This window comes from Pseudomonas sp. F-14 TE3482 (assembly GCF_053629455.1).
The window spans coordinates 6,077,943-6,091,382 of sequence record NZ_JBRJII010000001.1; the positions used below are offsets into that span (position 1 = coordinate 6,077,943).

The window sequence follows — 13,440 nt, forward strand, 5'->3', positions numbered from 1 at the left end:
TCGACTCGGTCTCAATGATTCACTGTGTAAGCCAGCATCATCGAAATCTGGCTCATCGGCCGCCCACCGCTCTCTTCGTGCCACTGGTTGAACGCATTTTGCACCGTGGCCATGTCCCGCAGGCTGGTTGGCACCTTGTCGACGATCTTCTGCGCACTCAGCGCTGCCACCACGTCGTAGCTCGGCACGAACGTATCCTTGCCGACCATGCGCAAGAATCGCGGTGCCGATAACCCGCCCAACTGATGCCCGTGTTTTTTCAGGTAGGTCCACAAGCCGACAATATCGGTCACCGGCCATTCGGCGATCAACGCGCCAAAACTGCCCTTCTCATGGGCCACGTCCAGAATGAACTGTGCATTGCGCGGCACGCTCTTGAGCTTGCCCAGGTGGCGGATGATCCGAGCGTCCTGCATCAGGCGTTCCAGGTGTTCGGCGCTCATCAGCACGACTTTTTCCGGGTCGAACTTGAAGAACACTTCTTCGAACGCCGGCCACTTGGCGTCCACCAGGCTGTGCTTGAGCCCGGCGCGGAATACCCGCAGCGCCATGGTCGAGAGGTAGCGGTCGTCGCTGATCTTGCGCAATTGCGCCGGGGTCTTGGGAACGGGCAGATGGGCTTCCAGTTCAGCCGCCGAACCGAAGCGGTTCAAGCAGTATTCGTGCAGCCACTTGTAATCGCGCATGCCCTTTCCTGATGAGTAAGTGAATAGACTCATGTGGGAGCCAGCCTGCTGGCGATAGCGGAGGGTGAGTCAACAATGATGTGTCTGACCCACCGCTATCGCCCGCAGGCTGGCTCCCACCGTGATTGTGTTTAGAGGTTTACAACGTTGACGAAGCGCGAAGCGGCGGTTTCATCGATGCGCAGGTTGGTGAAGTCGAACAGGTTGCGGTCCGCCAGTTGCGACGGGATCACGTTCTGCAAGCTGCGGAAAATGCTTTCGGTACGGCCCGGGGTCTTGCGTTCCCACTCCTGCAGCATCTCTTTAACCACCTGGCGTTGCAGGTTTTCCTGGGAGCCACAGAGGTTGCACGGGATGATCGGGAATTGCTTGAAGTCCGAGTAAGCCTGAATGTCTTTTTCGTTGCAGTAGGCCAGCGGCCGGATCACCACGTTGCGTCCGTCATCGGCGCGCAGCTTCGGCGGCATGGCCTTGAGCGAGCCGTTGAAGAACATGTTCAGGAAAAATGTCTCGACGATGTCGTCGCGGTGGTGACCGAGGGCCATTTTGGTCGCGCCGATTTCATCGGCAAAGGTGTAGAGCGTGCCGCGACGCAGGCGCGAGCACAGCGAGCAGGTGGTCTTTCCCTCAGGAATAAGCTCCTTGACCACCGAATAGGTGTCTTTCTCGACGATGTGGTACTCGATGCCCAGTTCTTTAAGGTAAGCCGGCAGCACGTGCTCGGGAAAGCCTGGCTGCTTCTGGTCCATGTTCACGGCCACGATCTCGAACTTGATCGGGGCGACCTTCTGCAAATGCATCAGCACGTCGAGCATGGTGTAGCTGTCCTTGCCACCGGACAGGCAGACCATGACCTTGTCGCCGTCTTCAATCATGTTGAAATCGGCGACAGCCTCACCGGCCTGGCGGCGAAGGCGCTTTTGCAGTTTGTTCTGGTTGACCGTAAGAGTGCCCATGACGCGAAATCCGTGAGGTGTGACGAAAGGCCGGCATTTTACGCAAAAACCCTTTCGGGGCGAAGCCTGCACTTATATGACTTGAGCATACCCCTGTGGCGAGGGAGCTTGCTCCCGCTCGGCTGCGCAGCAGTCGCAAAACCTGCCGACACGGTTTGCCTGACACAACATCAGGGCCGCTTCGCGCCCCAGCGGGAGCAAGCTCCCTCGCCACAGGTTTCATTCGGCACAGACCTGGCGGCGATTAACAATAGTGTTTACAGCGCGATTTGCTCTAAGCCCCTAGCACTATTCCCGGTAACTCCTTTCTATACTGCGGCATAAGGTCGCACGCATATTCAGACCTGTACTTACCTGGCCACTTTGGCCCGTAAGCGCTCCGCTGGGGGGCGATGGCAACAACAAGAGGAGTGACTGGCATGATCCATCACGTAGTGGGGCTCTTCACCCACCCTGACCAGGAATGGAAAGAAATCCGTGGCGACCAGGAGGAAAGCATCAGCCACATGTACCTCACGCACACCCTGATTCTGGCGGCGATCCCTGCCGTGTCGGCGTTTATCGGCACCACGCAGGTCGGCTGGGTCATTGGTAATCGGGCGCCGGTGATGCTGACCATGGAAAGCGCACTGTGGATGACCATCATGTCGTATCTGGCGATGCTCGGCGGTGTCGCGGTGATGGGCGCGTTCATCCACTGGATGGCCCGCACCTATGACGCCAACCCGAGTCTGGCACGCTGCGTTGCATTTGCGACCTACACCGCGACACCGCTATTTATCGGCGGTCTGGCGGCGTTGTACCCACACATGTGGCTGGGAATGATCGTCGGCACCGCCGCCATCTGCTACACGGTGTACCTGCTGTATGTGGGCCTGCCAACCTTCATGAACATTCCGTCGGACGAGGGATTCCTGTTTTCAAGCTCGGTGCTCGCCGTAGGACTGGTGGTACTGGTAGCCATCATGGCGTTCACCGTGATTGTCTGGGGCCTGGGCGTGGGTCCCGTCTATACCAACTGACAACCGACCGCCCACATAACAATCAAGATCTGCCAATACAAGGCCGCCGCAAGGCGGCCTTCTAATGCTCAGCATAAAGAACTCCGGGATAGAGGGCTCGACGATAGGAAGCGGCGACGACCATTCGGCGCCTCGACGATTCGCAAGCCCCGAGGGTTGCGGCATACTCGACGTCTCTGGAGATCCATCAAGCATGCCCGAGCAACTCAATACCCGCGTCGAAGACTGTTTTCAACAAGCCGAATCCTTTTTCAAACGACCTTTCAAACGCCCCGTGGTGAGCCTCAAGCTGCGCGGGCAAAAAGCCGGTGTCGCGCATTTGCACGAGAACCTGCTGCGTTTCAATCCGCAGCTGTACCGGGAAAACACCGAAGACTTTCTCAAGCAGACCGTGGCGCATGAAGTCGCGCACCTGATCGCCCATCAACTGTTCGGCGACCGCATCCAGCCTCATGGCGAAGAGTGGCAACTGATCATGCGCGGTGTGTACGAACTGCCGCCCAATCGCTGCCACACCTACGACGTCAAACGCCGTAGCGTGACCCGCTACATCTACAGATGCCCGTGCCCCGACAGCGACTTCCCGTTTTCGGCGCAGCGACATGGTTTGGTGAGACAGGGGCGGCGGTATTTGTGCAGGCGGTGCAGGAGCACATTGGTGTTCAGTGGCGAGATGCGGGTCGAATAAGTCAGATTAGTAGTGTTTGGGCCGGCCTCATCGCGGGCAAGCCCGCTCCCACAGTGGTCGGAGTCGTTCACACATTTTGTAATCAAAGCTGATCCCTGTGGGAGCGGGCTTGCCCGCGATGAGGCCGGGACAGACGCTAGATAATCACCCCGGCACGCCGCAATTCCTCGATCCGCTCAACACTGAACCCCAACTCCCCCAACACCTGATCGGTATGCGCTCCCAGCGTCGCGCCAATATGCCGAGGCTCAGGCAAGCCGTCCGAAAACTTCAACGGGCAAGCCATCTGCGCCTGAGTCGAACCATCGCCCCTCGGCACCTCCGTCACCAATTCCCGCGCTTTCAACTGCGGATGCCGCACCGCTTCGCCCAGGCTTAATACCGGCTCGACGCACGCATCGACCCCGGCGAACAGCTCACACAACTGGGCAAAGTCGTATTTTTCGAATTCAATTTTCAACGCCTCCTTGAGCGCCTGTTGCCGGGCCGGCTCGGGTGACAGCCCTTGGGCCGCCAATTCCGGCCGGCCCAGCGCCGTGCAGAGTTGCTGCATGAACACCGGCTCCAGACTGCCCACCGACAACCAGCGTCCATCGCGTGAACGGTAGTAATCGTAGAAGCTGCCACCATTGAGCATCTGATCTTCCCTGCCCGGCTCCACGCCACAGGCCAGGTACCCGGCACCGGCCATGGCATTCAGGCTGAAGGCGCAGTCGGTCATGCTCACATCCAGATACTGCCCCTGCCCGGTCTGCTGTCGCGCGATCACCGCCGCCAGCAGGCCGATCACCCCATGCAGCGAGCCGCCCGCGACATCCGCCACCTGCATGCCCAACGGCACCGGGCCGCTGTCGGCGCGACCGGTGTAGCTCGAAAGCCCCGCCAGCGCCAGGTAGTTGATGTCGTGGCCGGCGCGATCCTTGTAGGGGCCAGTCTGGCCATACCCGGTGATCGACACATAAATCAGCTTCGGGTTGATCGCTTTCAAGGCTTCATACCCCAAACCCAACCGGTCCATCACGCCGGGACGAAACTGCTCCAGCACGATGTCGTGGTCCTGCAGCAATTGCTTGATCACCTCCAGCGCCTCGGGCTGCTTGAGGTCCAGCGCCAGGCTGCGCTTGTTGCGATTGAGGTACGCGTGGCTGGCCGAGACGCCTTGATCATGCGGCGGCAGCACTCGCAGCAGGTCCATGCGGGTCGGCGACTCGATGCGCAGCACCTCGGCGCCCATATCTGCCAGCAGCAACGAAGCGAACGGCCCCGGCAGCAGGGTCGAGAAATCCAGAACCTTGAGTGATGCCAGTGGACCGAGCATAAGTGTTCTCCAGTGCGATTCCTCAAGCCTAGGCAGCCGAGGACATTGCAGCAATCACCTTATGTGCCAGTGGCGGTGACCGTTGCGCTCAAACTGCCTATATGAAAAAACCCGCCGAAGCGGGTTTTTCATGCAGCCAAAGTACTTACTTGACGCTGGCTGGGGTTGGGCCTTCAGCCACACCCAGGTCGTCTACTTCCCGCTCGTCGGAGATACCGCGACCGCCGGAAGCCAGCTCGACTTGCAGCTTGTCTTCGTCCAGCTCTTTCACCCACTTGGCGACCACGAGGGTGGCCACGGCGTTACCCACAAGGTTGGTCAGCGCACGGGCTTCGGACATGAAGCGGTCGATACCGAGGATCAGCGCCAGGCCGGCCACCGGCAGAGTACCCACGGCCGACAGAGTGGCTGCCAGCACGATGAAGCCACTACCGGTCACACCCGCCGCACCTTTGGAGGACAACAGCAGCACCAGCAGCAAGGTGATCTGGTGAGTCAGGTCCATCGGGGTATCAGTCGCCTGAGCGATGAACACAGCCGCCATGGTCAGGTAGATCGACGTACCGTCGAGGTTGAACGAGTAGCCAGTCGGGATCACCAGACCCACAACCGATTTCTGCGCACCCAGGCGTTCCATCTTGATCAGCATGCGTGGCAGTGCGGATTCCGAAGAGGAAGTGCCCAGCACGATCAGCAGTTCTTCACGGATGTAGCGAATCAGTTTGATGACGCTGAAACCGTGTGCGCGGCAGATGGCGCCCAGAACCAGAACCACGAACAGGATGCAGGTGATGTAGAAGCAGATCATCAGCTGACCGAGTTGCACCAGCGAACCGACACCGTAGGCGCCGATGGTGAAGGCCATCGCACCGAACGCGCCGACTGGAGCGAGCTTCATGATCATGTTGATGATGTTGAACATCACGTGAGCAAAGCGATCGATGAAGTCCAGCACCGGTTTGCCGTAGGCACCCAGGCGATGCAGGGCGAAACCGAAGATCACCGAGAACATCAGCACTTGCAGGATGTCGCCGTTGGCGAAGGCGCCGACGATGGTGTTCGGGATCACGTTGAGGACGAAAGCAATGATGCTCTGGTCTTTACCAGCCGAGATGAAGCCAGCGATTTTGCTGGTGTCCAGGGTCGTCACGTCGATGTGCATGCCGGCGCCCGGTTGCACGACGTTGACCACGACCAGACCGATCAGCAAGGCAATGGTGGAGACGATTTCGAAGTACAGCAGCGCATAGCCGCCGGTCTTGCCGACCGATTTCATGTTCTGCATGCCGGCGATACCACTGACGACGGTACAGAAGATGATTGGCGCGATGACCATTTTGATCAGTTTGATGAACCCGTCACCCAGCGGCTTGAGGGCTACACCAGTCTGCGGGTAGAAGTGACCGAGCAGGATGCCGATAGCGATGGCAACGATCACCTGGAAGTACAGGGATTTATACAGTGGCTGACGAGTCGTCATTGTAAATTCCTCAAGAGTGCCTCAGTAACAACATCCATCTGTTGCCCCTGACACCTCAATTGCGAACCCTCCTGCACTGGAGGGATTTGTTTTGTCGAGCTGCACTGCCGGCAGACCTCTGCGGCTTGTATCGCAAGCGCCGTGCCACCTTCGAAAAAAACCCCGCCAGCCTTGTGACATCAAGGGTTACAGGTTTTTTTGGGTCACTGACCCGTCACAACGATGTGGCGGATTTCCGCCCATCAGCCAAACCTCGTCCTGCAATTTGGCGGATATCCGCCTTGTTCATTCTCGACAGGCACCGCTACCATCCATTGCTCAGTGGACGGACCTGCCCCCTATGCGCGAACGCACCATCGCCAGCCATTTCGCCCGCGCCGCCCTCGGTGGCGCGCGTCGGCGTGGCTACGACTATTGGAGTCTGTTGCAGCAACTGGGGATCAGCCCCGAGCTGCTCGAGGAGCCGCGCGCCCGAATCGCGCCCGAGCAGTTCGCTCAATTGATCCAGGGGCTGTGGCTGGCCCTGGACGATGAATACCTGGGCTTCGGGCAGGCCCCGAGCAAACCCGGCAGCTTCGCGATGATGTGCCATGCGGTGATTCACTGCCGCACGCTGGAGAAAGCGCTCAATCGCGGTTTATTGTTTTACAGCCTGTTCCCCGGCGCGCCGCGTCTGACGCTGAGCCACGAAGGCGACAGGGTTCGCCTGAGCCTGGACGATTCGTCGCTGTGGGATCCGGACCACTTCCTCAGCGAAAGCCTGTTGGTGATCTGGCATCGGTTCGGCAGTTGGCTGATCGGCCAGCGCATTCGTCTGGAGCAGGCCACGTTCAGCTACCCGAGGCCCGAACACGGGGCCGAATACGACTTGCTGTTTTCCTGCCCGCTGAGCTTTTCCACCGTAAAGAGCACGACGGCGCAAAGCAGTCTGCTGTTTCACAGTCGCTACCTGAACATGCCGCTGTTGCAGGACGAACGAACCCTCAAGCACTTTCTCGAGCGCTCCCCCGCCGACCTGCTATCGCGCCCCGACGAAGGCGACAGCCTGAGCAGCCAGTTGCGGCGCTTGCTCAGCCGCGACAGCGCGCGCTGGCCAGACCTGGAAGCCGTGGCCGCGCACCTGCACATCAGCCCGCAAACCTTGCGGCGGCATTTGCGCGAAGAAGGCACGAGTTTTCAGGAATTGAAGGATCAGTTGCGGCGGGACATTGCGATTTATCACCTGGGGCGCGCGGATCTGTCGTTGCAACAGATTGCCGAGCAGCTGGGGTTTTCCGAGCCGTCGGCGTTTCACCGGGCGTTCAAGAAGTGGACGGGGTTGACGCCGGGGGCTTACCGGGCCCAGGAGAACTGATATTTCGGTTGAATTGACTGGCCTCATCGCGGGCAAGCCCGCTCCCACAGGAGGCTGTGTTGTTCACAAATTTTGTGTCAGAAGTCGAAACCTGTGGGAGCGGGCTTGCCCGCGAAGAGGCCCGAAAAAACACCACAGAACTTTGCAGACAGCCATGCTGTTGTGGCGAGGGAGCTTGCTCCCGCTGGGCTGCGAAGCGGCCCCAAATCCGGCAGTCACGGTTTTTCAGATGCACCGCACGCTCAGGTTTTGCGACTGCTGCGCAGCCGAGCGGGAGCAAGCTCCCTCGCCACAGGTTCTTCGCTAGCCTCGCGGATCGAAGTTATCCAGCACCCGGTTCACGGCCAGCTCCCCGAGCATGACCACCGATTGAATCCCTAACATCATGTTGCGATGTGGCATGTCCATCAATCCGGCGAATTCACTGAGCATCATGCTCGCTGACGCCAGGGATTCGCAGGCGTTGACCAGCAGGGTTTCGTTATCGACCTCGGCACCGACATGGTAAATGGTGCTGGGCTTGCGCTTGGTGTCTTTGGGGATGTCCGGCTTGAGGTAGTAATCGAGGGCGCGGTCGGCGGCTTCGTTGAGTTTTTTCGAATCGAGGGACTCGTAGGGGGAGGTTGGGTCGGTTTCCGGAGGATTTGGCGTTGGTTTGAACATGGATGAAACTCCTAAAGCACTTTAAAGGAGCCATCACTCTCGCTACCAAACGAAGGGTGGTGGCCAGACGCAGGTTGGTAGACCGGGCTCTAGGAAAACGGCGCGCCCGAAGGCGCCCTGCGCATGACCACCATAAAGACGAGACGAAACATCTCAGCAAAAGGTAGTGCTTTGCGAAAAGAGACCCGGGCTACCAAACCCGATCGCTGTTTTTCAGCGACAGGGAAACGATATAGCCCACGCCCCAGGCGCACTAGCCGGCGGATTCTGGCGTAGTCGTAGGCAGCGGCGCAAGAATGTGTAGCCTGGGAGAGTATCTGGAAGTGTCGTTTAAACAGTGCTTGTTTATCAGTCTGACACCAAGACTTGTGGTGGCTGTACCGGCCTCATCGCGGGCAAGCCCGCTCCCACAGGTATCTACTTTGATCAAAAGATTTGTGAACGACACCGATCACTGTGGGAGCGGGCTTGCCCGCGATGAGGCCCGAAAGAACACCATCAATCCAAGGGATCACACCACCGGAAAATGAACCCGGAACGCCGCCCCGCCCATTGGCGAATCCCCCAGCGTCAGCTTGGCGCTGTAGCTTTCGATGATGTCCTTGACCACCGCCAACCCAATCCCCTGCCCCGGATGCTGACGATCAAGCCGTTCGCCCCGCTGCAAAATCCGCGCACGCTGATCCGGTGGCACGCCCGGCCCATCATCTTCGACGCACAACTCAATCCCACTGAGGGTTTCGCGCACGCTGATGCGCACTTCGCCGAGGCACAGGCGATAGGCGTTTTCCAGCAGGTTGCCCATCATTTCCAACAAGGCGCCCTGCTCGATCGGCACGTAACACTGCTCCGGCAGATCGAAAGCGACCCGCACGCGTTTGTCGCGATAGACCTTGTCCAGCGTGTCGCAGAGGCTTTTCAGTACCGGGCGCAGGCGCACCTGGTGGCGCACCAGACCGCTTTTGCGCAGGCTCGCACGTTGCAGTTGATAGCCGATCTGCTGGCTCATGCGCTCAATCTGGGTTTGCAGCACCCAGGCCTGATCGCGCTCTTGCGGCTTTTGCGCCATGTCTTCGCTGACCCCTTGCAATACCGTCAGCGGGGTTTTCAGGCTGTGGGCCAGGTCGTCGAGGGAATCGCGATAACGGCTGCGCTGCTCGCGTTCGCTGTGCAATAAACGGTTGAGCGAGCCGGTCAGGCGCAGCAATTCACGCGGGTGTTGTTCGCTGAGGCTTTCCCGGGTGCCGCTTTCGATCTGGTCCAGCTCCTGGCTCAGCCGGCGCAACGCCTGCAAGCCCCAGGTCAGGCCGATCCACAGCAAGGCGAGCAACACCAGCAAGGCTGCGCCAAAGCCCAGATAAAGGTTTTCCCGCAGGCCTTCGAGGGTGATTTCGTATTCGCGCACCGGTTGCAGGGCGACGATGCTGAACGCTGCGCTCTGGCCGCCCAGCAGTTTGACCTCGACGTCATAGACGAAGAACTCTTCACCATTGGCTTCGAGAATCCTTGCGAACTCATTACCGCGTCCGTCGTAACGCGGTTTGTAGTTGATCTTCTCTTCCTGGGTAGCTTTCGAGCGCCAGACCAGATGACCTTCGCGGTCAAAGATGTAGCCGAGCAAACGGCTGTCGGTGAGGTTGAAGCGTTCGTCGGGCAGCTGCGTCGGCATCTGTAGGGTGTTGTTTTCCACCCGCGCGGCGGAGATCAGCGTGGTGACGTCCGACGCCAGGCGCTGCTCGATGGAATCCTGCAACGCCAGGCTGAACGCGCCCTGCATCGCCGGCAGCAACGCCAGCATGAACAACACCGCCAGGAGGGTGGCGGCGAGCATCAACCGGACGCGAAGGGAACGAATCAAGTGCAGCGCTCATTAAACAGGTAGCCAAGGCCACGCACGGTATCGATCGGTTTGAAGCCGGCCGGGCCTTCGAGTTTGCGGCGCAAGCGGCCGACCAGCACTTCGATCACATTCGGATCGCGCTCGCCGTCATCCGGATAGAGCTGCTCCATCAAGCGGTCCTTGGCCACCACTTGCTGGTGATGGCGCATCAGGTACTCGAGGATCCGGTACTCGTAGGCGGTCAGCGCCAGCGGTTGTTCATCGAGGGACGCCTGTTTGCGATTGAGATCGAGCAGCAAGGGGCCAGCGACGATGGTCGACTGGGTGAAACCGCTGGAGCGGCGCAGCAAGGCATTGAGCCGGGCGTCCAGTTCTTCGAACTGGAACGGCTTGACCACGTAATCGTCGGCACCGGCGGCGAGGCCTTCGACCTTGTCCTGCCAGTTGCCGCGCGCGGTGAGGATCAGGATCGGAAATGTCTTGCCCCGGGAGCGCAATTGACGAATCAGATCTAGCCCGCCCATGCCCGGCAGACCGAGGTCGATCACCGCCAGGTCATGGTTGAACTGCTCGGCCTGGTACAACGCTTCCTCGGCGTTGGCCACGGATTCGACCACGTGGCCGCTATCCGTCAGGCGGGTTTGCAGGTGATGGCGCAACAGCGCTTCATCTTCGACGACCAGCAATTTCATAACGCTCTCCTGGGCAAATCAACATCTCCAAAGGCGCAACATATGCAAAGGCACAGCACCTCAATGGCTGACAGGGCGACGCCAGCAATCAAGCCGCAGAACCTGTGGGAGCGGGCTTGCCCGCGATAGCGATCGGTCTGACACATCAATGGTGAATGTGCTGCCGTCATCGCGGGCAAGCCCGCTCCCACAGGGTGCGCGGCTTAACCGACTGGCCGCGAAACGCTTTTTAGAAAGCGTAGTTGGCGGACAGGTAGGTCTGGGCGCTGCTGGTCAAATCCAGCGAACCCTGTTTGCTGCCGCCGCGCTCGCTCATCTCGGTGCTGGCGTTGCTGCGCAGGTAACGGTAACCCAGCTCGACCGAGGTGTTTTGCGAAACTTGCTGCAATACACCGACCTGGCCGCCAATGGCGTAACCGATGTCGCTGTCGCGGCTGAAGCCTGGCGAATCCTGGGTCAGTTTGGTCAAACCAGCCGTGGCACCGCCGAACAGTTTGGTGCTGCCGCCCACCGGGTAGAACAGATCGTAGCTGCCCAGCAGGTTTTCCTGACGCAGTTTAATGCCATTGTGCGAGCCCGATACGTTGTCGTAAGTGGCGTAGTAGCGGCCCTTGCTGTCTTGCTGGCCCAGACGCACGCCCCAGGTGTTGTCCTTGCCGATCACACCGTCGGCGTTCGGGTGGTTGAGGTTGTCGTTCAAGGCGCTGGATTTTTTAACCTTGTCGCTGGTCTGGCCAAAGGTCAGGCCGGCGAAATTGGTGGTGTCGGCGTGGGCCGCCACACTGGCGCCCATCACGGTGAAAGCCAGAAGCAGTTTTTTAAAAGTAGTCATTGGGGAGTTTCCTCATGCGCTATGTGCTTTTTGGGTACGGGGCAAGGTTACTGCCCCCTCCCTGTACGGCCCCTGAACGCACTCTGAACCTGAGCTGAATCAAATCGACTACGCTGTTCTCACGATTACTAATATGGAGATTTGATCATGCGTGTGTTCCTCGCCCTCGTGTTACTGGCTCTGAGCGGGGTCAGCCAGGCCGCCATCCAGACCCAGGAAATTCCCTACCAGAGTGCCGACGGCACCAAGCTGATCGGCTATTACGCCTACGACGACGCCATCAAAGGCCCGCGCCCGGGCGTGGTGGTGGTGCATGAGTGGTGGGGCCTCAACGACTACGCCAAGCGCCGCGCCCGTGATCTGGCCGGTCTGGGCTACAGCGCGCTGGCGATCGACATGTTTGGCGACGGCAAGAACACCGAACACGCCAAGGACGCCATGGCCTTCATGCAAGCAGCTTTGAAGGACAGCGCAGCAGCCAGCGCGCGGTTTCAGGCCGGGCTCGACTTGCTGAAGAAACAACCACAAACCGATCCGAATAAACTGGCGGCCATCGGCTATTGCTTCGGCGGTAAGGTGGTGCTGGATGCGGCGCGTCAAGGCGTGCCGCTGGCGGGCGTGGTGAGTTTCCACGGCGCGCTGGTGACCAATACGCCAGCGACGCCTGGCAGCGTGAAGGCGAAAGTCCTGGTGGAGCATGGAGCTCTGGACAGCATGGTCACGGCGGAAAACGTGGCAGCGTTCAAGACGGAAATGGACAAGGCCAAAGCCGACTACACGTTCGTCACCCTCGAAGGCGCCAAGCATGGGTTCAGCAATCCCGAGGCGGATCGTCTGAGCCATGGCGACCACGGCGGGCCGGACATTGGTTACAGCAAGACCGCGGATGAGAAGTCTTGGGCGGACATGCAGGCGTTTTTCAAGAAGATATTTGGCTGACACACCAACAGCATTGAGCCGAGCATTGCTCCCTGTGGCGAGGGAGCTTGCTCCCGCTGGGCTGCGAAGCGGCCCCAAACCCGGCAATCACGTTTTTTCAGACACACCGCATTCACCGGTTTACGACTGCTTCGCAGCCGAGCGGGAGCAAGCTCCCTCGCCACAAAAGCGCTCAGCCACTACCCAGCCCCAAGGCAACCCGGCAAAATGCCCGTCATGAATCCCGTCCCCGCCCTACCCGTCTGCTGCACCCCACTCGACGCCCATTGGCCGCTGCCGTTTGTGCTGCCCGATACGGTCCTGTTGGGTACCCACTTCGATACCAGGCAACTGGCCAGTGATGATTTCCAGCGCAGCGCCATCGATCCGCCGGCGAGCATCCAGCGTTCGGTGGCCAAGCGCCAAGCCGAGTTTCTCGCCGGGCGAGTCTGCGCTCGGGCGGCGTTGCAACAACTGGAAGGGCTGAGTTTCATTCCGGCCATCGGCGAAGACCGCGCACCGGTATGGCCGGCGCACATCACCGGCTCGATCACCCACAGCACTGGCCGGGCCGCAGCAATAGTCGCGAACAAAGCCCATTGGCGTGGCTTGGGAATGGACCTGGAAAACCTGCTCGACGCAGAGCGCGCCGAACGCCTGGCCGGGGAAATTCTCACCGGGCCTGAAATGCAGCGCATGGCTGCCGGGGCTCGCGATCAATTGGCAATGCTGGTCACGCTGACATTTTCGGTGAAGGAGAGCCTGTTCAAGGCGCTCTACCCGATTGTCCAGAAGCGCTTCTATTTCGAACACGCCGAAGTGCTGGAGTGGAGCGCGGACGGTGAAGTGCGGTTGCGGTTGCTGACTGACCTGTCCGGTGAATGGCGTAACGGCACTGAGCTGGATGCGCAGTTTGCGGTGATGGATGGGCAGTTGTTGAGTCTGGTCAGCATCAAGGCCTGAAGGCTTTCAGTGTTTGGGATGGCTCATC

At 59.8% G+C, this 13,440-nt stretch carries 13 protein-coding genes; 5 read left to right on the forward strand and 8 right to left on the reverse strand.

Annotation, left to right across the window (positions count from 1 at the left end; all coding sequences use genetic code 11):
- Positions 1–11: 11 nt before the first annotated feature.
- Together AB7M26_RS27625 and ttcA are read right to left on the reverse strand one after the other, a co-directional pair.
- Positions 12–686: a DNA-3-methyladenine glycosylase I gene (locus tag AB7M26_RS27625; protein ID WP_063342855.1), complete on the reverse strand. Its 675-nt coding sequence runs from the start codon at positions 684–686 to the stop codon at positions 12–14.
- 131 nt (positions 687–817) lie between these two features.
- Positions 818–1,642, reverse strand: a complete 825-nt coding sequence (gene ttcA / locus AB7M26_RS27630) for a tRNA 2-thiocytidine(32) synthetase TtcA (RefSeq protein ID WP_008074984.1) — start codon at positions 1,640–1,642, stop codon at positions 818–820.
- A 419-nt stretch (positions 1,643–2,061) separates the two neighbouring features.
- Between ttcA and AB7M26_RS27635 the strand changes: the two genes are divergently transcribed.
- Together AB7M26_RS27635 and AB7M26_RS27640 are read left to right on the forward strand one after the other, a co-directional pair.
- Complete coding sequence (locus AB7M26_RS27635) at positions 2,062–2,664, forward strand: Yip1 family protein (RefSeq protein WP_030131100.1); 603 nt, start codon at positions 2,062–2,064, stop codon at positions 2,662–2,664.
- A 193-nt stretch (positions 2,665–2,857) separates the two neighbouring features.
- Entirely contained in the window at positions 2,858–3,352 is a 495-nt protein-coding gene (locus AB7M26_RS27640; protein ID WP_030131101.1) for a SprT family zinc-dependent metalloprotease, read from the forward strand.
- Between the two features lie 136 nt (positions 3,353–3,488).
- On the opposite strand, the gene AB7M26_RS27645 is transcribed toward AB7M26_RS27640, so the two are convergent.
- Both AB7M26_RS27645 and AB7M26_RS27650 read right to left on the reverse strand, forming a co-directional pair.
- Entirely contained in the window at positions 3,489–4,670 is a 1,182-nt protein-coding gene (locus AB7M26_RS27645; protein WP_123495880.1) for a CaiB/BaiF CoA transferase family protein, read from the reverse strand.
- A 145-nt stretch (positions 4,671–4,815) separates the two neighbouring features.
- Positions 4,816–6,150: a dicarboxylate/amino acid:cation symporter gene (locus AB7M26_RS27650; protein ID WP_123495878.1), complete on the reverse strand. Its 1,335-nt coding sequence runs from the start codon at positions 6,148–6,150 to the stop codon at positions 4,816–4,818.
- 340 nt (positions 6,151–6,490) lie between these two features.
- Here AB7M26_RS27650 and AB7M26_RS27655 point away from each other — a divergent pair, with 340 nt between their 5' ends.
- Positions 6,491–7,504, forward strand: a complete 1,014-nt coding sequence (locus AB7M26_RS27655; RefSeq protein ID WP_123495876.1) for an AraC family transcriptional regulator — start codon at positions 6,491–6,493, stop codon at positions 7,502–7,504.
- A 303-nt stretch (positions 7,505–7,807) separates the two neighbouring features.
- Here AB7M26_RS27655 and AB7M26_RS27660 read toward each other — a convergent pair whose 3' ends face one another.
- The 4 genes from AB7M26_RS27660 to AB7M26_RS27675 form a co-directional block, all read right to left on the reverse strand.
- Positions 7,808–8,167, reverse strand: a complete 360-nt coding sequence (locus AB7M26_RS27660; RefSeq protein WP_063342851.1) for a DUF6124 family protein — start codon at positions 8,165–8,167, stop codon at positions 7,808–7,810.
- A gap of 511 nt (positions 8,168–8,678) precedes the next feature.
- A complete protein-coding gene (locus AB7M26_RS27665) occupies positions 8,679–10,025 on the reverse strand; it encodes an ATP-binding protein (protein ID WP_123495874.1) in 1,347 nt (448 codons plus the stop codon).
- Positions 10,022–10,699 (reverse strand): response regulator, encoded by a 678-nt coding sequence (locus tag AB7M26_RS27670; RefSeq protein ID WP_007899104.1) that lies wholly within the window; start codon positions 10,697–10,699, stop codon positions 10,022–10,024. Before AB7M26_RS27670 ends, AB7M26_RS27665 begins: the two co-directional genes overlap by 4 nt.
- A 229-nt stretch (positions 10,700–10,928) precedes the next feature.
- Entirely contained in the window at positions 10,929–11,531 is a 603-nt protein-coding gene (locus tag AB7M26_RS27675; RefSeq protein ID WP_123495872.1) for a hypothetical protein, read from the reverse strand.
- Positions 11,532–11,678: 147 nt separating this feature from the next.
- Here AB7M26_RS27675 and AB7M26_RS27680 point away from each other — a divergent pair, with 147 nt between their 5' ends.
- Positions 11,679–12,470 (forward strand): dienelactone hydrolase family protein, encoded by a 792-nt coding sequence (locus AB7M26_RS27680; RefSeq protein ID WP_123495870.1) that lies wholly within the window; start codon positions 11,679–11,681, stop codon positions 12,468–12,470.
- A 216-nt stretch (positions 12,471–12,686) separates the two neighbouring features.
- Positions 12,687–13,412 (forward strand): 4'-phosphopantetheinyl transferase family protein, encoded by a 726-nt coding sequence (locus tag AB7M26_RS27685; protein ID WP_221178758.1) that lies wholly within the window; start codon positions 12,687–12,689, stop codon positions 13,410–13,412.
- The last annotated feature ends 28 nt before the right edge of the window (positions 13,413–13,440 follow it).

Excerpts from the sequence above, each read along its gene's own strand:
- AB7M26_RS27625 (WP_063342855.1), bottom strand. The coding sequence starts at position 686 with ATGCGCGATTACAAGTGGCTGCACGAATACTGCTTGAACCGCTTCGGT.
- ttcA (WP_008074984.1), bottom strand. The coding sequence starts at position 1,642 with ATGGGCACTCTTACGGTCAACCAGAACAAACTGCAAAAGCGCCTTCGC.
- AB7M26_RS27635 (WP_030131100.1), top strand. The coding sequence starts at position 2,062 with ATGATCCATCACGTAGTGGGGCTCTTCACCCACCCTGACCAGGAATGG.
- AB7M26_RS27640 (WP_030131101.1), top strand. The coding sequence starts at position 2,858 with ATGCCCGAGCAACTCAATACCCGCGTCGAAGACTGTTTTCAACAAGCC.
- AB7M26_RS27645 (WP_123495880.1), bottom strand. The coding sequence starts at position 4,670 with ATGCTCGGTCCACTGGCATCACTCAAGGTTCTGGATTTCTCGACCCTG.
- AB7M26_RS27650 (WP_123495878.1), bottom strand. The coding sequence starts at position 6,150 with ATGACGACTCGTCAGCCACTGTATAAATCCCTGTACTTCCAGGTGATC.
- AB7M26_RS27655 (WP_123495876.1), top strand. The coding sequence starts at position 6,491 with ATGCGCGAACGCACCATCGCCAGCCATTTCGCCCGCGCCGCCCTCGGT.
- AB7M26_RS27660 (WP_063342851.1), bottom strand. The coding sequence starts at position 8,167 with ATGTTCAAACCAACGCCAAATCCTCCGGAAACCGACCCAACCTCCCCC.
- AB7M26_RS27670 (WP_007899104.1), bottom strand. The coding sequence starts at position 10,699 with ATGAAATTGCTGGTCGTCGAAGATGAAGCGCTGTTGCGCCATCACCTG.
- AB7M26_RS27675 (WP_123495872.1), bottom strand. The coding sequence starts at position 11,531 with ATGACTACTTTTAAAAAACTGCTTCTGGCTTTCACCGTGATGGGCGCC.
- AB7M26_RS27680 (WP_123495870.1), top strand. The coding sequence starts at position 11,679 with ATGCGTGTGTTCCTCGCCCTCGTGTTACTGGCTCTGAGCGGGGTCAGC.
- AB7M26_RS27685 (WP_221178758.1), top strand. The coding sequence starts at position 12,687 with ATGAATCCCGTCCCCGCCCTACCCGTCTGCTGCACCCCACTCGACGCC.